Source organism: Hymenobacter cellulosilyticus (assembly GCF_022919215.1).
GTDB classification, from domain to species: domain Bacteria; phylum Bacteroidota; class Bacteroidia; order Cytophagales; family Hymenobacteraceae; genus Hymenobacter; species Hymenobacter cellulosilyticus.
Genome location: NZ_CP095046.1, coordinates 3,310,702 through 3,329,560 on the forward strand (window position 1 = coordinate 3,310,702; position 18,859 = coordinate 3,329,560).

At 58.9% G+C, this 18,859-nt stretch carries 15 protein-coding genes and 2 pseudogenes; 13 read left to right on the forward strand and 4 right to left on the reverse strand.

From position 1 onward, the window contains the following. Positions 1-13: 13 nt before the first annotated feature. The 4 genes from MUN79_RS16205 to MUN79_RS16220 all read right to left on the reverse strand — a co-directional run bounded on the left by MUN79_RS16205 (position 14) and on the right by MUN79_RS16220 (position 5,382). The gene (locus MUN79_RS16205) at positions 14-784 is read right to left on the reverse strand and encodes a SusE domain-containing protein (RefSeq protein WP_244673713.1); all 771 of its coding nucleotides are present in this window, start codon (positions 782-784) and stop codon (positions 14-16) included. A 76-nt stretch (positions 785-860) separates the two neighbouring features. Next, on the reverse strand, positions 861-2,474 hold the full coding sequence (locus MUN79_RS16210; protein WP_244673714.1) for a RagB/SusD family nutrient uptake outer membrane protein: 1,614 nt from the start codon (positions 2,472-2,474) through the stop codon (positions 861-863). A gap of 23 nt (positions 2,475-2,497) precedes the next feature. Then, the gene (locus MUN79_RS16215) at positions 2,498-4,996 is read right to left on the reverse strand and encodes a SusC/RagA family TonB-linked outer membrane protein (protein WP_244673715.1); all 2,499 of its coding nucleotides are present in this window, start codon (positions 4,994-4,996) and stop codon (positions 2,498-2,500) included. Positions 4,997-5,016: 20 nt separating this feature from the next. Beyond that, a complete protein-coding gene (locus MUN79_RS16220; RefSeq protein WP_244673716.1) occupies positions 5,017-5,382 on the reverse strand; it encodes a carboxypeptidase-like regulatory domain-containing protein in 366 nt (121 codons plus the stop codon). 714 nt (positions 5,383-6,096) lie between these two features. On the opposite strand from MUN79_RS16220, the gene MUN79_RS16225 reads away from it, so the two are divergent. The 13 genes and pseudogenes from MUN79_RS16225 (at position 6,097) to MUN79_RS16285 (ending at position 18,496) form a co-directional block, all read left to right on the forward strand. After that, the gene (locus tag MUN79_RS16225; RefSeq protein WP_244673717.1) at positions 6,097-7,515 is read left to right on the forward strand and encodes an alpha/beta hydrolase-fold protein; all 1,419 of its coding nucleotides are present in this window, start codon (positions 6,097-6,099) and stop codon (positions 7,513-7,515) included. Between the two features lie 365 nt (positions 7,516-7,880). Continuing rightward, positions 7,881-9,319, forward strand: a pseudogene (locus MUN79_RS16230) (anthranilate synthase component I family protein). Positions 9,320-9,446: 127 nt separating this feature from the next. Beyond that, positions 9,447-10,022, forward strand: a complete 576-nt coding sequence (locus tag MUN79_RS16235; RefSeq protein ID WP_244673718.1) for an anthranilate synthase component II — start codon at positions 9,447-9,449, stop codon at positions 10,020-10,022. A 56-nt stretch (positions 10,023-10,078) separates the two neighbouring features. After that, a pseudogene (gene trpD / locus MUN79_RS16240) lies at positions 10,079-11,064 on the forward strand (anthranilate phosphoribosyltransferase). A gap of 223 nt (positions 11,065-11,287) precedes the next feature. Next, positions 11,288-12,094, forward strand: coding sequence for an indole-3-glycerol phosphate synthase TrpC (trpC, locus tag MUN79_RS16245; RefSeq protein WP_262923069.1), 807 nt, complete (start codon positions 11,288-11,290; stop codon positions 12,092-12,094). 13 nt (positions 12,095-12,107) lie between these two features. Further along, a complete protein-coding gene (locus MUN79_RS16250; RefSeq protein ID WP_244673720.1) occupies positions 12,108-12,788 on the forward strand; it encodes a phosphoribosylanthranilate isomerase in 681 nt (226 codons plus the stop codon). A 40-nt stretch (positions 12,789-12,828) separates the two neighbouring features. After that, positions 12,829-14,034: a tryptophan synthase subunit beta gene (gene trpB / locus MUN79_RS16255; protein WP_244673721.1), complete on the forward strand. Its 1,206-nt coding sequence runs from the start codon at positions 12,829-12,831 to the stop codon at positions 14,032-14,034. Positions 14,035-14,036: 2 nt separating this feature from the next. Continuing rightward, a complete protein-coding gene (gene trpA / locus MUN79_RS16260) occupies positions 14,037-14,876 on the forward strand; it encodes a tryptophan synthase subunit alpha (protein WP_244673722.1) in 840 nt (279 codons plus the stop codon). A 76-nt stretch (positions 14,877-14,952) separates the two neighbouring features. Next, complete coding sequence (gene aroF, locus MUN79_RS16265; protein ID WP_244673723.1) at positions 14,953-15,966, forward strand: 3-deoxy-7-phosphoheptulonate synthase; 1,014 nt, start codon at positions 14,953-14,955, stop codon at positions 15,964-15,966. A 51-nt stretch (positions 15,967-16,017) separates the two neighbouring features. Then, the gene (locus MUN79_RS16270; RefSeq protein ID WP_244673724.1) at positions 16,018-17,001 is read left to right on the forward strand and encodes a hypothetical protein; all 984 of its coding nucleotides are present in this window, start codon (positions 16,018-16,020) and stop codon (positions 16,999-17,001) included. Next, on the forward strand, positions 16,998-17,378 hold the full coding sequence (locus MUN79_RS16275; RefSeq protein WP_244673725.1) for a helix-turn-helix domain-containing protein: 381 nt from the start codon (positions 16,998-17,000) through the stop codon (positions 17,376-17,378). Before MUN79_RS16270 ends, MUN79_RS16275 begins: the two co-directional genes overlap by 4 nt. A 176-nt stretch (positions 17,379-17,554) precedes the next feature. Continuing rightward, positions 17,555-17,881, forward strand: coding sequence for a hypothetical protein (locus MUN79_RS16280; RefSeq protein WP_244673726.1), 327 nt, complete (start codon positions 17,555-17,557; stop codon positions 17,879-17,881). Between the two features lie 18 nt (positions 17,882-17,899). Next, a complete protein-coding gene (locus tag MUN79_RS16285) occupies positions 17,900-18,496 on the forward strand; it encodes a hypothetical protein (protein WP_244673727.1) in 597 nt (198 codons plus the stop codon). The last annotated feature ends 363 nt before the right edge of the window (positions 18,497-18,859 follow it).

Genomic DNA, 18,859 nt, shown 5'->3' on the forward strand with positions numbered 1-18,859 from the left:
AGCCTTGCGGATACTAGTTCTTCTTCATGGTGTAAGTAGGCTTGGGCGTCGCGTTGTAGTCCAGCGTGATGGTGTAGTTGCCAGCTTCAGCCAGCTTGATGTCAGCACCATCCTGCTTCAACGAACCATCCGGGCCATCGGCTCCTAGGTTGTTAGTCCACGCCTTGTTAGCACGGAACTTGAAAAAGTCGGCTTTCATGTCTGTGGTCAGCGTCCAGACTTTCTTGTCGTAATCGTAGTTCATTACCACGTCGGTGTCCCAGCCTTTGCCAGCCGGGCCAATCAGACCCCACACCAGGGCCGGCAGCTCGCGCGACTCGTAGGGAGTACCCGACAAGGAAGCCAGGGCCGTGATATAGGCGGGCACGTTGGCGGCATAGGAAGACTTCAGGCGTACGTCAACCTGGGCCGGTTGGCCCACGGTAAAGCCCAGGTCTTTAAACAGGGCGTTTACTTCCGACACGGTGAAGGCCTTGCGCACGGCACCACTAACGTCAACGTCCTTGGTGGTAGCGAAGTTGGTGCCTTTCTTGGCAAACTGCAGCGTGTAGGTCATCGTGGCCGGGTAGCCACCCTCGCTGAAGCTCAGCGTGATGGGCGTCCAGCTGTAGGTTACGGCCGTTTTGTCGGCATCTTCTTTCTGCAAAGCAACCGTCGTGGCCGAAGCCGTCAGGACAGGGGCAGAGCCGGGTTCTGCCGTCACCTTGACCTCGTCTTTCTCGCAGGAAGACATCAGGACCACGGCGGCGCACAGCCCGACGATACGGGTAAGCCAGTTTTTCATGGGAATTTTATTGAGTTGAGTGATTCTAAAGCGGCGGGAACTCGCAGGAAGTTCCCGCCGCCGAAAAACGCTTGGGTTAGTAGCCCGTGTTCTGAGTCAGGTTGGGGTTAGCCACCAGATCCGTCGACGGAATCGGGAATACGTTCAGGTTTTCGGACACGGCCCGGCCTTCCTTCACGCCACCTTTCCAGGGCCACAAATACGAGGCCGTGGTAAACTTCTTGAAGCGGATCAGGTCGGTCCGGCGGTGGCCTTCCCAGTGCAGCTCACGGCCCCGCTCATCGAGGATGAAGTCCAGGGTCAGCTGAGCATCGGAGATGGTGCCGCCCCCGTTGGCGAAGGCCCGGCTGCGGAGTGCATTAATGTAGGTCAGAGCCTGTGCGCGGCTGCCGCCCGTACCGCCACGCAGCACGGCTTCGGCGTACATCAGGTACGCGTCGGCCAGGCGGAACATGGGGAAGTCGGTGTCGGGGAATACCAGGTTTTTGCCCACGGTACCATCCGACTTAACGTTCTTGAATTTCACTACGCCCAGACCATCCTTGAACTCGGTCAGGTTGTTGATGTCCAGGTTCTGGCCCTTGGTGAAGAACCGGCCCCGGCGGTCAGCCGCGGTGTCGGGAAACAGGTTGAACAGCGCGCGCGTGGTACGCGTGCCACCCCAGCCCCCATCGACGCCGAATGCGGCGGCCGGCATGTCGCCACCCACGCTGGCGTGGATGATGAAGGTGGTACCACCGTAGCCTTTGGTGAAGTCACCATCGAAAGCTACCGGGAAGATCATCTCCGGCGAGGTGTTGTTGTCGGCCAGGAAGTTGCGGCCGTAAGCCGACGACTTCGCCGTAGCAGCGGTCTGCAGAGTGTAGCCGGCGCCAATAACCTTGCTGGCGTACGTAACCGCGTCGGTGTTGCGGGCAGTGCCCGTGTACACTTCGGCGTTCAGATACAGCTTGGCCAGCAGCATCCAGGCAGCCGCCTTGTCCACGCGGGCATACTCGTTCTGCCGGGCGTCTACCAGTTCCGTCTCAATGGCCTTCAGCTCCGACTCTATGTAGTTGAAGAGTTCAGCACGGGAAATCTGGCGGGGCGTGAAGTTGCCGATCTGGTCGTTCTCGTCAGCAAATGGGGGCTTGCCGAACAGGTCCAGGGCGTGGTAGTAGCTCAGGGCCCGCAGGAAGCGAGCCTCGGCACGGTAGTTCTTGATGCTGGCCAGATTAGCACCCGTGATATTGCGGCTGCTGAGCTTGTCATCCTTGGTTTCGCGGATGTACTCGTTGCAGGCAGTTATCTGATAGAAGATGCGGTTGTACATCGACCGGATGAACGGGTTGTTAGCCGTCCAGTTCATCAGGTGGTAGTCCTGCAGGCCATCGTCGCCCCAGGCAATTACGGCCTCGTCGGTGGGCAGCTCCTGAATCGACCAGTACTGGCGGATATAGTTGGAGAAGCCTTCATCTACGCCCGAAAGGTCAGGCTTGCCCGAAGGACCGGTCTGCCCGCTCAGCGCCAGGCCCGCGTAGAGCTTGGCCAGGATGGGCTTGTAGTTGGCCGGATCAGAATATACTACGTCGGAGGTAACTTCATTAAACGGGTCGCGGTCGAGGTCTCCTACGCAGGAAGTCGTCGCAGCGCCGAGTAGAGAGCTGGCAACCGCTAGGGTCGCAAAGCGTCTTACAAACGTCTTTTTCATTTTTTGCAGTACGTACGTACGATTTAGAAACCTAGATTGAGACCGAGCGTGAACGTGCGGGGACGGGGGTAGAAGTTGTTATCGATACCGTTCTGAATCTCCGGATCAAGACCCGAGTACTTCGTGATGGTAAAGATATTCTGTACTGCGGCCGTTACCCGGATGCTGGGCTTGCTGTCGGCGGCGCTGCGCAGGTTGTAGCCCAGCGTCACGTTGTCCATGCGCAGGAACGAAGCATTCTCGAGGTAGTAGTCGGAGAACAGCTGGTAAGTGCGGAAGTTGGAGTTGTTGAAGTCCGGCGTCAGGTTTTGCAGGAAGCCGTTGGTCGAGATGCCCGTCAGAGCAGCCTGCTGGGAGTTGATGTTGTTGTACACGTAGTTGCCCAGGTTGGCACGCAGCGTGAAGGCCAGGTCGAATTGCTTGTAGGTAGCGTTGGAGCCGAAGCCCAGCGTTACTTTCGGGGCGGGCGACTTGTAGCGGTACCGGTCGTCGATGGTGCTTTTGCCGTCGCCGTTCAGGTCCGCGTACAAGCCTTCGATTGGCCGGCCGTTGGCGTCATACACCTGCTTCTGCACGTAGAACGAGTTGGCCTGGTAGCCTACCGAGTTCACCTGGATGTTGTTGCCAACACCCCCGCCGATGCCACCCACGGCGTAGCCCTGGAAGGTGGGCAGGGTCTTGCCCAGATCCGTGATTTTGTTCTCGTTGTAGGTAGCGTTGAAGTTCAGGTTCAGGTTCAGGTCGTTGGTCCGAACCGGGTTGGTGTTCAGCGCGAATTCAATACCCTTGTTTTCGAGGCTGCCGATGTTGTAGGCAAACTCGTTGGTCAGGTTGGTCAGGGCAGCGGGAGCAATCCGGGCCAGCAGGTCGTCCGAGCGACGCAGGTACACGTCGATGGTACCACTGATGCGGTTGTCGAGGAAGCCGTAATCGATACCAGCGTTGTAGGTCGTGGTTTCTTCCCACTTCAGAGCCGTGTTGTAGCCCTCAGCCCGCAGCGTGTTCTGGAACGTGTTGCCGAACTGGTAGGAAGCCGAGTTTTCGCCGTAGGTGTAGCGGCCCAGGTAAGGGTAGTTACCTACGATGCCCTCAATGTCCTGCTGACCCGTGATGCCGTAGCCCACGCGCAGTTTCAGGTCGGAGAACAGGCTGGACGATTTCAGGAAGTCCTCTTCCTTGATACGCCAAGCTAAACCGATTGCGGGGAAGGTACCAAACTGCTGGCCGTCCATGAAGCGCGACGAGCCGTCGCGGCGAACCGTGGCCGTCAGCGAGTAGCGGTCCTTGAAGTTGTAGTTCAAGCGGCCGAAGAACGACACGAGCGTGTACTGAGTTTTGAAGGGGAAAGCCGGCCGGATAACGGTGCCATCGGCCGAAGCCTGGTACGAATCCAGGGGCTGGTCGCGGATAAAGTCCTGGTAGGAATAGCCACCCAGTACGGTTACGCGGCTCTCACCAAACTGCTTGGCGTATTCCAGATAGAAGTCCAGCAGCTTGTTGTCCTTCTTCTGCGAGTAAATGTTGTTGGCGCCTTTGTTGGCGAATTCGATGGCGGCGAAGGCCGGTACGTTGGTCGAACCGTTGCTGCGCAGCATGTCGTAGCCCAGGTTCAGGTTGGCGCGCAGCTCGGGCAGGAAGTGGAATTTGTAGTCGAACTGGATGTTACCGATAGCCCGCTTGGCGGTGCTGCGGTCACGCTTCTGGTTCAGCTGAGCAATCGGGTTTTTGGTGCCGTTCGGGTTCAGGGTCTTGTCGCCGTTGAGCCACTCAAAGTAGCCACCGAAGCGGCTGTCGTCGCCGCTCGTAATCGATTGCGTAGGATCAAAACGAGCCGCGTTGCCGATGGCAGCCGCGTCGGCGAAGGTGTTATCTACCCAGCTGCCCTTGGCGTTGATGTCGATGCGCAGGTGGTTGTCGAGCAGGGTAGGGGTGAGGCTGATCGAGCCGGTGTTACGAACCAGCTTGTTGGTCAGCAGAATGCCTTCCTGCACCGTGTTGCCCACGGAAGCGCGGATCGGCAGCTTGCCCACCGAGCCAATCAGGCTCAGGTTGTTGTCGAAAGTCTTGGCCGTCTGGAAGATTTCTTCCTGCCAGTTGGTGTTGTTGGTGCCCAGCAGCGCCTTTTGGGAAGCGGTGCCGTAGGTGTTTACCACGTTGCGGAACTCATCAGCCGAGAGAACGTCAATCGTCTTGGTTTTCTTCGAGATAGAAGCTTGCGAGTTCAGCGTCACGCGGAGCTTCTCGCCCGACAGGCCCTTCTTGGTGGTAATCAGAATAACGCCGTTGGAAGCGCGCGAGCCGTAAATGGCTGTGGCCGAAGCGTCCTTCAGAACCGTAAAGGTCTCGATGTCATTGGGGTTAACCAGCGTGAGCGGGTTCGAAACACCTTTGTTCTCCGAGTTGTCAACCGGCACGCCGTCGATTACGATCAGCGGGTCGTTGTTGGCGTTCAGCGAAGAGCCGCCACGGATGCGGATCTGGGAAGAAGCACCGGGAGCACCGCCGCCGGAGGTGATTTGCACGCCGGCTACCTTGCCCTGAATCAGCTGCTCGGGTTGGTTACCTGACCCTGCACGAACTGCTTTTCCGAGATGGTAGCAATGGAGCCCGTTACGTCCTGCCGACGCTGGGTACCATAACCTACTACCACGGCCTCGCTCAGCAGGGTGGTGTTTTCAGCCAGCGCGATGTCGGGCAGCGCGGTAGTCTGGCCGGCCGTTACGGTTACGGGCTGGCGCTTGGCATTGTAACCCACGAACGAGGTTACCAGCGTTTGGGGGCCAGCCGGAACGTTCTGGATCAGGTACGTACCATCGGCGTTGGTGGAGCTACCCAGCGTGGTGCCTTCAATCAGCACGGTGGCACCAGGTACACCTTGGCTCTTTTCGTCCAAGACACGGCCACTCACGGCCCGTTTTGGGCGAATGCGCTGGTGAAACCAGCACAAACGAACAGTAGCAGAAACAGTAGTTTCGCTAGGTAAGTGTGTTTCATTGATAATGGGTTAGGAGAGGGAATTTTTAAACTGGCCAGGCCAGTGGCGGGCTAAGGCTGAGCAGGAAGAATCCAGAAAGAGCCCGTGTCGGGTGAACACGATTTCGTCTAGTTTTATCCCTGCACAACATCACCTTTCTCGTTAAGAAACTACGCAAGATAAAGTTTTGAAATCCAGAAATACAAGGTGGGGTAACAATGCCGTAAAAATAGTTTTCAGCCTATTTTCAGTGCAAAGGTTTGCGCAAGCTAAAAAAGGCCATTAAACACTACTTTGCCTGCCTGCAAAAGCGGAAATAAGCCGTATCCTTTTTGCAAGGACCTTGTCAAAACGAAAGGCAAAGTGAGTGCGCAGTCACCAACTGACGCTTTAAGGCAATCCATAGAGAAAAGTATAACCTTGAATTTGTGCAAAATTGTAACCGGGTTTAAGCCTTCAAAATCAGGGTATCACACCTGGTAAGAACGGGCTGCTCTTAAGGATGGGGGAATACAATTCGTTCCGAGTATTTTTTGCGTAGATAAATCACCTCTCTATTTGTAAGCAGGCTAGGCTTTTAGCAGTTTTGGAAGAGATTTTGACGAGTAGGCGCAGCACTGGAAGGAGGTAAATCCAGTACTTTAGGGCATGAGATATTTCTTTGCTTTCTGGGTGCTGCTGGTTGCTGGCGCCGCCCAGGCCCAGGTTACCTTTAAGCTGACCAGCGTGCCAGCCAACACCCCGGCCAATGCCACCTTATATATGGCTGGCAGCTTCAATAGCTGGAACCCGGGCAGCGCGGCTCATGCCCTAACCAAAAACGCCGACGGCAGCTACCAGATAACCCTGCCGCAAACCACGGGCACCATCGAGTATAAGTTTACCCGTGGGGCGTGGTCGTCGGTGGAAACCAACGCGACCAACGGCGCGGTGCCCAACCGTAGCTACACCTTTAGCAGCGGCCCGGCCACCTTGACGCACACTGTGCTCAATTGGGAAGACCTGGCTGGGGGCAGCAGCTGCACCTCATCGGCGCTGGCGCCCAACGTGCGGGTAATGGCCACGGCCTTCCAGATTCCGCAGCTCGGGCGCACCCGCCGCGTGTGGCTGTACCTGCCCAACGATTACGCCAGCAACCCCACCAAGCGCTACCCCGTGCTGTATATGCACGATGGGCAGAATGTGTTCGACAACTGCACCAGCTTCTCGGGCGAGTGGGGCGTGGATGAAACCCTGAGCCAGTTGCAGCAGCAGGGCCTGGACGCCACCGGCAGCATCGTAGTGGCTGTGGACAATGACGGCGGGCAGCGGCTGAATGAGTACTCGCCCTGGAATAACCCGCAGTACGGCGGCGGACAGGGCGACCAGTACGTGGATTTCCTGGTTCAGACTCTAAAGCCCTATATCGATTCCAACTACCGCACCCTCACGGGCCGGGAGTACACCAGCATTGCCGGCTCCAGCATGGGCGGCCTGATTTCGGTGTACGCGGCCCTGAAGTACCCGGCGGTATACAGCAAGGTGGGCGTGTTCTCGCCGGCTTTCTGGTTTGCCGAGCAGCCCTTGTTTCAATACGTACAGCAGCACCCGGCCAACCCCGATACCCGCTTTTACTTTGTGAGCGGAACCCAGGAAAGCCAGACCATGGTGCCCCTGATGCAGCAGATGCGCGACGCCCTGCAGAGTGGAGGAGTACCGGCCGCTAACCTGAGCTACAACACCCGCGCCGATGGGCAACACGCCGAGTGGTTCTGGAAGCGCGAGTTTTCGGCCGCCTACCAGTGGCTAATGGTTCCGGCTACGGTTACTGCCGGTGGCCGTCAGCACCCGAAGATTTTGCTAGGAGCTTATCCGAATCCGGTGAAGGACTGGCTACGCCTGAGCATATTGCCCGGTGTTGAATTGGTAGGAGTGGAAATGCGCGACCTAAATGGCCGGCTTGTTTTGCGCCAAAAGCTACGGCCTGTTGATTCACTGAACCTCGGTCGGCTTGCCAAAGGTGTATACACCTTGCGGGTGAAGGCCGGTCGGCACAATCTGGAGGAAATGAAAATCATCAAGGAGTAAGGCCGCAGAGGGCTGCGAAGTTGGGAGGGAAATGGCCGGTGAGTTGCGAGTTTGGCAACGGGAAAACCAAAGTTTTGCTTGCGTAGCTAAAAACAGCCTCTATCTTTGCAGCATCAAAGTCGCTTTAACCGGCCTGACAACAGATTCACTAATGACCTTTCACGTAACCCAGCAAGCATGGTGGTGGCCTCTCCGAAACTCCGGACGGGAAAACCTGTGCGTGCGGTAAGGTCGTAGTCAACTCAACCTCGCATCAAGCATATCAAAGGAAAGCCCGGCCACCCGCCGGGCTTTTTTTATTTCCGCCCGCGTCAGCCGCTTCTGTTTTACTTCTCAAACCCAGCCCGCCCGAGCGGGAACCGCTGATGAACCCAGTACACCTCAAAACCCGCCACGTCCGCCTGCTCGCCGATACCGTGACGCCTGTGGGCCTGTATCTGCGCCTGCGCGACCAGTACACCAACTGCCTGCTGCTGGAAAGCTCCGACTACCACGGCCAGCAGAACGCCTTCAGCTACCTGGCCTTCGAGCCCTTGGCCCGCTTCGAGGTAAGCCGCGGCGAGCTGCGCCAGACCTTGGTCGACGGCTCCGTAACAACCGAAACCCTGGCCCAGCCCCGCCTGGCGCTAACCCGCCTGCAGGAGTTTGCCGACTCGTTTCAGGCCGAGAAGTCGGAGTTCGACTTTATCACCGGCGGCCTGTTTGGCTATATCGGCTACGAGGGCGTGCAGTACTTCGAGGACCTGACGCTGAATGAGGAGAAAGTAGCGGCCGGCCAGATTCCGGATATCATCTACGGCACCTACCGCTACGTCATTGCCATCAACCACTTCCGCAACGAACTGTTCGTCTTCGAGCACACGCCTTCGGACGAGCCCACCGACCACGACGGCCTGACGAAACTGGTCAACCTGATTCGCAACCCGAGCTTGCCGGAGTTTGGCTTCGGGCTGGTGGGCGAGGAGCAAACCAACCAGACCGACGAGGAATTCCTGACCCGCCTGGCGGCCGGGCAGCAGCACTGCCGCCGAGGCGACGTATTCCAAATTGTACTGTCGCGCCGCTTCCAGCAGGGTTTTGTGGGCGACGAGTTCAACGTGTACCGGGCCCTGCGCTCGGTGAATCCTTCGCCCTACCTGTTCTACTTCGACTACGGCAACTTCAAGATTTTTGGCTCCTCACCCGAAACCCAGTTGCTGATTAAAGGGCGGCAGGCCAGCCTGTTTCCTATTGCCGGTACCTTCCGCCGCACCGGCCACGATGCCCAGGACGCCGAGCTGGCCCAGCAGCTGGCCGCCGACCCCAAGGAAAACGCTGAGCACGTGATGCTGGTAGACCTGGCCCGCAACGACCTGGCCCGCCACGGCGACGAGGTGAAAGTCAAGGTGTTCCGCGAAATCCAGTTCTACTCCCACGTTATTCACCTCGTAAGTGAGGTCAACGCCACGCTGGCGCCCAACGCGGCTTCCCTGCAAGTCGTGGCCGATACCTTCCCGGCCGGTACGCTCTCCGGTGCCCCAAGCACCGGGCCATGCAGCTCATCGACCAGCTCGAACCCACCGGCCGCGGCTACTACGGCGGCTGCCTGGGCCACCTGGGCTTCAACGGCGACTTCAACCACGCCATCATGATTCGCTCTTTCCTGAGCACCGGCAACCAGCTTTACTACCAAGCCGGCGCCGGCGTAGTGGCTGCTTCCGACATCAACTCCGAGCTTAACGAAGTGCACCACAAGCTGGCTGCTTTGCGCAAAGCCCTGGAAGCCGCCGAAGCAGTAGGAGAGAAGCTCACGGCCACGGTTTAACTGAAAGATAAAAGAACGTCATGTCGAACACAGTGAGATATCTCGCTCGCTTCGTTGAGTTAGTAATCAAACGTCAGCACGCGAGATGTCTCACTGCGTTCGACATGACCCAAGAAAAACAATTGCCATGAAAATCCTGGTCCTCGATAATTACGACTCCTTTACCTACAACCTCGTGCAGCTCTTGCGCGAGCTGGGCTACGGCGACAGCACCGACGTGGTGCGCAACGACAAAATCAATCTCGACGACATCGAGCAGTACGACGCCATCATGTTGTCGCCGGGGCCGGGCGTGCCATCAGAAGCCGGGCTGATGCCGGAGGTGATTCGGCGCTACGCGCCCACCAAGCGGATGCTGGGCGTGTGCCTGGGGCACCAGGGCATTGCCGAGTCGTTTGGCGGGGAGCTGTATAACCTGCCGGCCGTGCTCCATGGCATTGCCACCGACGCCGACATCGTGGCCGGCGAAGACCGGCTCTTCAACGGCCTGCCCGAGCGGTTCAAGGTGGGCCGCTACCACTCCTGGGTGGTGACGCCGGAAAACTTCCCCGCGGAGCTGGAAATTACCGCCCGCGACACCAGCGGGCAGATTCTGGCCTTCCGCCACCGGCAGTATGATGTGCGCGGGGTGCAGTTTCACCCCGAGTCCATCCTGACCGAGCACGGCCACCAGATGCTTAAAAATTGGCTCGAAGGCGAGTAGCCGAACAATAATTCCCTTCTTACAGGAAGGGAGGTTATCATCTCAAAACTTCTCCCTTGAAAAAGTTTCTTACCACCCTGTTTGAGCAGCAAACTCTGAGCCACGCCGAAGCCCACGAGGCGTTGTCGCAGCTGGGGCAGGGGGCGGCTAACCCGGCCGAAACCGCCGCCTTCATGACCGTGTACCGCATGCGGCCCATTACGGTGCCCGAGCTGGCCGGCTTCCGCGACGCCCTGCTCGACCTCTGCCGCGACCCCCAGCTGGGCACCCGCGAGGTGCTCGACATTGTGGGCACCGGCGGCGACGGCAAAGACACGTTCAACATCTCCACCCTGGCCTGCTTTGTAGTGGCCGGGGCGGGCTACAAGGTGGCCAAGCACGGCAACATCGGCGTATCGAGCATCTGCGGCTCGTCCAACATCCTGGCCCACTTCGGCTACGACTTCGAGGCGACGTCCGACACGTTGCGGCGGCAGCTTGACGAGGCCAACATCTGCTTTCTGCACGCCCCGGCCTTTCACCCGGCCATGCGCCACGCCGGACCGGTGCGCCGGGAGCTGGGCGTACGCACCTTCTTCAACATCCTGGGCCCCTGGTAAATCCGGCCCGGCCCACGGCCCAGCTGGCGGGCGTTTTCAGCCTGGAGCTGCTGCGCCTCTACAACTACCTTTTTCAGCAATCCGGCACGAGCTACGCCGTGGTGCACGCTCTGGACGGCTACGACGAGCTGAGTTTGACCGGCTCGGCCAAGCTGAGCTCGGTGCGCGGGGAGCAGTTCGTCACGGCCGAAGACCTGGGCCTAACCACCTACGACCCGCGGGATTTGGCCGGCGGCAGCACGGTGGCCGAATCGGCGGCGCTGTTCCGCGGCATCCTCGACGGCCAGGCCACCGCCGCCCAGCGCGACGTAGTGACGGCCAACGCGGCCCTAGGCATCCAGTGCCTGCGCCCCGCGCTGAGCTTCGCCGAGGCCCTGGCCGAGGCCCGCGAGTCCCTGGACTCGGGCCGGGCCCGGCAGGCGTTTGCCAAGCTGCTGGGCTAAGGCAGCTTGGCACACTTCTACTTTCGCAAGCAAAGAATGTGACAACGTCTGTCACACTTTTTAGGAAAGAAATTAAAAGTGTGACGGAGACGGAACTTCACTAATAAGCGCTGGCCCGGTACCTTTTTCCTTTCTCAACGGTTCTACTTCCTCCTGCTTCAACTTTTGCCGCCTAAGCTTCGGCACCTCTTATACCTATGAGTACTTCCCCACTACCGGTACCATTCTCGACAAAATTGTGGCTCACAAGCGCCGTGAGGTGGCCGAGCGTCAGGATCTGGTGCCTGCCAAGCTGCTGGAACGCAGCTTGTACTTCCACAACCAGCCTTTGTCGTTGCGCAAGTATCTGCTGCGCGACGATTTGAGCGGCATCATCGCCGAGTTCAAGCGCAAGTCGCCAAGCAAGGGCTGGATCAACCAACACGCCCCGGTGGAGCGCACCACGTTGGGCTACATGCAGGCCGGGGCTTCGGCTTTGTCGGTGCTGACGGATGGGGAGTTTTTCGGCGGCAAGAACGAGGATCTGACCATTGCCCGGCGCTTTAACTACTGCCCGATTCTGCGCAAGGACTTCGTCGTTGACGAGTACCAGATTCTGGAAGCCAAGAGCATCGGTGCCGACGCCATCCTACTGATTGCGGCCGTGCTAACGGCCGAGGAAGTATTGCGCTTCGGTCAGTTGGCCCGCAGCCTGGGTCTAGAAGTGCTGCTCGAAGTACACAACGCCGAAGAGTTGACCCGCACCCTGCACCCCGACGCGGTTAGCTTGGTGGGCGTCAACAACCGCAACCTGCACGACTTCTCGGTGAGCCTGGAAACCTCGAAAGAGCTGGCGGCGCAGATCCCTCAGGAATTTGTGAAGGTCACGGAAAGCGGGCTGACTTCGGCCGCCAATATTCTGGAGCTGCGCGAGGCCGGCTACCGGGGCTTCCTTATCGGCGAAGCCTTTATGCGCAGCAGCCGCCCCGAAAAAGCCTGCTACAGCCTGGTGCAGGAACTCAACGCCACCGAGCCCATTACCTTGATTTAGTCTGCTGCCGGTGATGACCACGCCCACGTCCACATCTCCACTTGAAACTGCCGCTGCGCTGCGCATCAAAGTGTGCGGCATGCGGGAGGCGGCCAACGTGGCGGCCGTGGCGGCTTTGCAGCCCGACTTTCTGGGCTTCATCTTCTACCCTAAGTCGAAGCGCTACGTGGCCGAGGCCCTGGACGCGGAGCTACTCCGGCAACTGCCGGCCAGTTGCCGCAAGGTGGGCGTGTTCGTGGATGAAGCTCCGGCCGTGGTGCAGCAGCAAGTAGCCCGTTACAACTTGGATTTGGTACAGCTGCACGGCCACGAAACGCCCGCGCAATGTGCCGAATTGCAGGCCGCCGGCATTCCGGTTATCAAGGCTTTTGCCTTTGATGCCGACTTTGACTTTGAAACCCTGCGGCCCTACGCGCCCTATTGTGCCTACTTTCTCTTCGATACGAAAGGGGAGCAGCCGGGCGGCAACGGCACGACCTTCGACTGGAGTTTGCTGCAGCACTACCCACTCGAGGTGCCTTATTTCCTGGCCGGTGGCCTCGACGAGCAGCACGCCGAAGCACTGGCAAAGCTGCACCTGCCCGGCCTCTACGCCGTGGATTTGAATAGCCGCTTTGAAACCGAGCCCGGCCTGAAAGACGATGCCAAGCTGGCCCGCATGTTCAGAGGCCTGCGCCCGAATTTTACTCCTTAGACTCAACTGCAGTGTAACGCTGCGCAACCCTGCGACACCTGTGAGTACGACCACCACTTCCCAGTTTCAACCCAACGCCCGCGGCTACTACGGCCAGTTCGGCGGCGCTTTTATTCCCGAAATGCTCTACCCCAACGTGGAAGAGCTGCGGGAGCAATACCTGCAAATCATGGCCGACCCGGAGTTTCAGGCCGAGTACCAGCAGCTCCTGCGCGACTACGTGGGCCGGCCCACCCCGCTATTTGAGGCCAAGCGGCTGTCGGCCCGCTATAATACCCGCATCTACCTCAAGCGCGAAGACCTCTGCCACACCGGCGCCCACAAGGTTAACAACACCGTGGGGCAGATTCTGCTGGCTAAGCGCCTGGGCAAGACCCGCATCATCGCCGAAACCGGCGCTGGGCAGCACGGCGTAGCCACGGCCACCGTCTGCGCGTTGATGGGCATGGAGTGCATTGTCTACATGGGCAAAACCGACACTGAGCGGCAGAAGCCCAACGTGGAGCGCATGCGCCTGCTCGGGGCCAAAGTGGTGGCCGTAACCAGCGGCAGCCAAACCCTGAAGGACGCTACCAATGAGGCCATCCGCGACTGGATCAGCAACCCCGTCGACACGCACTACATCATCGGCTCAGTGGTCGGCCCGCACCCGTACCCCGACTTGGTAGCCCGGCTGCAGTCGGTTATCAGCGAGGAAATGCGCAAGCAGCTGCTGGAGAAAGTAGGCCGCGAGCTGCCCGACTACGTGGTGGCCTGCGTAGGCGGCGGCTCGAATGCGGCCGGCGCGTTTTACCACTTCCTGGATGAGCCTTCGGTGCAGCTGGTAGCCGTGGAAGCGGCCGGACACGGGATTCACTCGGGCCATTCGGCCGCTACCTCGGTGCTGGGCACGCCCGGTATCATTCACGGCTCCCGCACCCTGCTCATGCAGGACGAGCACGGGCAGATTACCGAGCCCTACTCCATTTCCGCCGGCCTCGACTACCCCGGTATCGGTCCGCTGCACGCCTATCTGGGCGCTTCGGGCCGGGCCCGGTTTATCAGCATCGAGGATGAGGAAGCACTGACGGCCGTGGCCGAATGTAGCCGCCTCGAAGGCATCATTCCGGCCCTGGAGACGGCCCACGCCCTGGCCGCATTGGGCCAGCTCGGTGCCGGCCCCGACGACGTGGTGGTCATCAACCTTTCCGGCCGCGGCGACAAGGACCTGGAAACCTACATGAAGTACGCCGACAAGCTTAAGTAATCATGCCCAACCGTATCCAAGAAGCCTTTGCCAAGAAAGGCCAGAACCTGCTCAACGTGTACTTCACGGCCGGCTACCCCAAGCTGCACGACACTATTCCGCTCATCGAAGCCCTGACCGAAGCCGGTGCCGACCTCATCGAAATCGGCATGCCGTTTTCCGACCCGCTGGCCGATGGTCCGGTGATTCAGCAGAGCAGCACAGTGGCGCTGGCCAACGGCATGAACCTCTACGTGCTGTTTGAGCAGCTCCGGGACGTGCGCGCCAAGGTGCCCGACACCCCGCTGCTGCTCATGGGCTACCTCAACCCGATTATGCAGTTCGGCATGGAGAAATTCTGCCAGGCAGCGGCCGAGGCCGGTGTCGACGGCCTGATTCTGCCCGACCTGCCCTTGGCCGAGTACGAGGAAGAATATCAGAGCATTTTCAAAAAGTACGGTTTACAGCCCGTGTTTCTGATTACGCCCCAGACTGCGCCCGAGCGAATCAAACACATGGACACGCTCACCGACGCTTTCCTGTACCTGGTGTCGGGTCCCGGCACTACGGGTGGGGCCAACACCCAGGCCGAGGGCGTGCAGGAAGCCTACTTCGAGCGGATTGCCGGCATGAATCTGCGCAACCCCCGCCTCATCGGCTTTGGCATCGGCGACAAGGCCTCGTTCCAGCGGGCCGCTGGCCACGCCCACGGCGCCATCATCGGCTCGGCCTTTATCCGGGCCCTGGAAGATGCCCCGATGCCCCGGCTGCGGCTAAGCAGTTCGTTTCTTCCATTCTCCACTGATTCTCCCCATTCAAATATTCCGCCTGTCATCCTGAGCTTGCGAAGGACCTTCGGCTAGTAGGACCACTTGTTCTAGCTTAATAAGGTTTATCGCTTTGCTCAGAATGACAGAATAAAAGTAGGGCAACCACCGCATGATAATTCAACTCGAAAAGAACATTTCGGCCGAACAGAAAGCCGACATTATTGCCCGCGTCAAGGACGCCAAGTTCAAGGTTACCGAAGTCGACACCCAGCGGGCCAGCTACTTAGTGGGCACTGGCAAGGCCGAAGTAGACCTACGCACCCTGGGCCAGCTGCCCGGCATCCTGGACATTCACCGCGTGTCGGATGAGTACAAGCTGGTGAGCCGCAAGTGGCGGGTGCGTCCCACCGTGCTCGACCTCGGCGACGGAGTACGCATCGGGGAGGGGAGCTTGAGCATTGCCGCCGGCCCCTGCAGCATCGAGAGTGAGGCCCAGATGGAGAAAATCATGCAGCACCTCGTCGACAACGACGTGCGCCTGATGCGCGGGGGCGTGTTCAAGCCCCGCTCGTCGCCCTACTCGTTTCGTGGCCTGGGCATGGAAGGGCTCAAGCTGTTTCACCAGATGGCCCGGGCCCGCGGCATCAAAATCGTGACTGAGGTTATGCAGGTCTCGCAGGTCGAGGAAATGCACGACTATGTGGACGTGTTCCAGGTCGGGGCCCGCAACACCCAGAACTTCAACCTGCTCGACGCCCTGGGCGGAGTAGATAAGCCCGTGCTCATCAAGCGCGGCATTTCGGGCACCATCGAGGAGCTCTTGTCGTCGGCTGAGTACGTGTTTTCGGGCGGCAACGAAAAGCTGATTCTCTGCGAGCGGGGCATCCGGACCTTCGAAACGGCCTCGCGCAATACCCTGGATCTGAACGCTGTGCCGATTCTGAAGGAGAAAACCCACCTGCCCGTAGTAGTCGACCCCTCGCACGGTATCGGCATCCGCGACTATGTGCCTACTATGGCTTTGGCCGGGGTAATGGCCGGCGCCGACGGCATTCTCTACGAAGCCCACGAGAAGCCCGAAGAAGCCGCTTCCGACGGAGCCCAGACCCTGAATTTTCAGGAGTCGGAGCGCCTGATCCGCAACCTGCGCAAAGTGTACGCCCTGCGCCAGGAGCTGGAGTAGCCACCAGCTTTTCGGTGAGCAGTTCTTAGTTGTTGGTTTTTTAGTTGTTAGTTGAGCCAAATCCGGCTGCTACCCGCGGGTAGGGCCGGGTTTGGCTCAACTACGTATCAGCCCGGCTATGCCCTTCACCTTCAGCGTTTACAGCGGGTTGCTGCTGCCTTTCTTTGTGCAGGGCGCGGTGGTGAGTGGGTACTGCTGGGGCGCAGCCGGCACTTTGGCAGCGCGGCCGACGCCTGGCTGGCTTTGCTGCTGGTGCTGCACACGCTGCGCTTGGCCCAGTGGATGCTGGGCTTCGCGGGCTGGTACGACTCCCACGACGCCTTTTCGACGTTTATGTTTTACTTCCCGTTCAGCAACTGGCTGGCGGTAGGGCCGGCGTTGTATTTCTACTTCCGCAGCCTGACCAACCAGGAGTTCCGGTTTGGGCGCCGGCACTGGTGGCCCCTGACCCCGGCTCTGGCCTACCTGGCGTTCCGGCTCGGCGTGTTTATCTACGATATTGGTTGGTGGCACTGGCTGCAGGGCCAACGGTTGCCGGCTCACTTCGGCACCAAAGGGCCGCTGGCTCAGTACCTCAACGAGCTGCCGCTGAACTACTTTCTGGACACTGCTAGCTACTTGCTCATTGGCTTTTACGCCCTGCGCACTCTGCGCGAGTACCGCGCCTACGCTCGCTACCTTAACGACAACTTCTCCGATACCGACCAGATTCGGTTCCGCTGGCTGCGCAACGTGTTGGTAGCTGTGCTGGTTGGTACGGCCGTAACGCTGGTTTTTGGGTTGGTAAACAGCTTTGTGAGTCCGCTGAACTACTACGAAGAGTGGTACGATTATCTGTTTACGGGCCTGCTGATTTATTACCTGAGCATTGCCGGTCTGCTTACCGGCCACCAGCTAGCTGGTCTGCGCTTTCAGCCGGCCACCGACAGCAACTTGCCCCCAGCCCTGCACCCGAGCCGGAGCAGGGGAGTCATCTGGAACTGCCGTTGCCGAGCCACTCCACCCGACTTTCGCCGGCCACGGCGGCCGAAGTGAAAGCTGCGGAACCACTGCCCGCGCCGGCCATCGATGCGGAGTTGTCCCGCTGGACCATCCGCCTGCTGAGCCACATGCAAATTGCCCAGCCCTACCTGGCGCCCGAGCTGACTTTGGGAGAGCTGGCCGCTCAGTTGCGCACTAACACGTCTTGGTTGTCGCGGGTGATTAATGCAGGATGCGGCAAAAACTTCAATGACTTTATCAACGAATACCGGGTGCAGGAAGCCGAAGCCCGGCTGCGCGACCCGCAGTTCCGGCACTACACCTTGCTGGCCGTGGCCCTGGAGGCTGGGTTCAACTCCAAGTCGACTTTCAACCGCGTCTTTAAAAAGTTGCGGGGTATTACGCCGGGAGAGGTAAATCGGTTGGAATAGGGGCGTAGGGGTGCCAAACTATGTATTGGGACGTCCCAGGCTGTAAATCGGGGCGAGTGGGGCTACTGAGGCAGGTTCCTTTGGGACATTGTTTCACCTCAATTCCCTCTGCCATGCGTTTCCGATTTCTCCTGCGCTCTCTGTCTGTACTAAGTCTGTTCTTGCTTAGCAGGACCATGTCTTACTGCTGGGCTAGTCTCAACTCCGACCTGTTTATTCAGCCCGGCAAGCAGTTTGCTCTGGGTGGCGGGCAGCCCGGGGCCTTCCGCGTGGTGGCCCGCAACGTGGGCAAAGTGGCCGTCGAGTTCAAGGAGCGGCCCCGGGGCGGCGGTATCTTTGGCCGCGCCACCCTGCAGCCCGGCCAAGCCGCTACACTGCGCTACATGGCCGGGTCCACGGCGGTGCTGCTCAATGGCTCAGCGCAGACCACAGCCAACGTGAAGCTGCGCGTCACCGGCGACACGAACCTGCGCATGAACTACGAACCCAACGGCCAACAGTAACCGCTCATGTTTCGCGCTATGAAAAAGTCATTGTTGGGTGCTGAATTCTGGCCTACTCCCGCCGTCACTATCCTGTTTCTGTCTGCCGCGTTACTGCTGGGGGCCTGCTTTCCTGCCTTGGCCCAGAGCGCTCCAGCGGGAGTAACCTTGCCGCAGCTGTACCCGCTGACTCAAGCCTGGCAGGGAAGCTTAACGTACCTGGATTACCGTTCCCAGAAGCTTGTCACGCTGCCAACCCACATGAACGGCCGGCAGCTAGCACCCCGGCAGCTGTTGCTTGACTTCTCGTACCGGGAACCCAACGGGCAGCAGGTAGCAGGCACCGACACGCTGGAGCTGTCGGCCGATGGGCAAACCATTAGTTGGGACGGAACAACGCTGCGGGTAACTCAAAATACTGCGCTATTCGCTGCCGGCGGGCAAAGCTGGCAGCTTGTGTTGGAAGGAGCAGGCCAGGACAACGGCAAAAATTGCCTGATTCGTAAAACGGTGGAGTATAACGCCAAGCAACTGATTGTCAGAAAAGAAGTTAAATATGCCCAGGAGCAAGCGTTTTTAACCAGGAATACCTACACCTTCCAAAAAAATTACCCTACCTCCCAGCAGCAACCATAATTCTGCCAGCTGATGTCTTTTGCATTTGTATACCATTTCATATTGAGGGGTATTTCTCAGTAAATACGATAAAATACTAAAATATGCCCCTATTTATAAGGGGGTATTTGGTGTAATAGTGTTGTGTTATTTCATAGGGGCTTAGAAAAATATGGCTTCATGGTATACAACCTATTTTTATTCTTCTATATATTTGCATTCAGTATGATAAACCAAACCGCGAAATGCTTCTGCCTAAATATTCGTCCTGTGATGGACGGAGTCGGGCCATTTTGCCGGTACGGAAGCTAGAAGCTCATGCTACTAACCCTCTGAAAACCACAAAGGCCCGACTCCTCCCAGGAATCGGGCCTTTTTTTATGC

Coding starts and splice junctions, on each gene's coding strand:
- MUN79_RS16205 (WP_244673713.1), bottom strand. CDS start 784: ATGAAAAACTGGCTTACCCGTATCGTCGGGCTGTGCGCCGCCGTGGTC.
- MUN79_RS16250 (WP_244673720.1), top strand. CDS start 12,108: ATGACCACGCCCACGTCCACATCTCCACTTGAAACTGCCGCTGCGCTG.
- MUN79_RS16280 (WP_244673726.1), top strand. CDS start 17,555: ATGTCTTACTGCTGGGCTAGTCTCAACTCCGACCTGTTTATTCAGCCC.
- MUN79_RS16210 (WP_244673714.1), bottom strand. CDS start 2,474: ATGAAAAAGACGTTTGTAAGACGCTTTGCGACCCTAGCGGTTGCCAGC.
- MUN79_RS16225 (WP_244673717.1), top strand. CDS start 6,097: ATGAGATATTTCTTTGCTTTCTGGGTGCTGCTGGTTGCTGGCGCCGCC.
- MUN79_RS16285 (WP_244673727.1), top strand. CDS start 17,900: ATGAAAAAGTCATTGTTGGGTGCTGAATTCTGGCCTACTCCCGCCGTC.
- aroF (WP_244673723.1), top strand. CDS start 14,953: ATGATAATTCAACTCGAAAAGAACATTTCGGCCGAACAGAAAGCCGAC.
- MUN79_RS16235 (WP_244673718.1), top strand. CDS start 9,447: ATGAAAATCCTGGTCCTCGATAATTACGACTCCTTTACCTACAACCTC.
- trpA (WP_244673722.1), top strand. CDS start 14,037: ATGCCCAACCGTATCCAAGAAGCCTTTGCCAAGAAAGGCCAGAACCTG.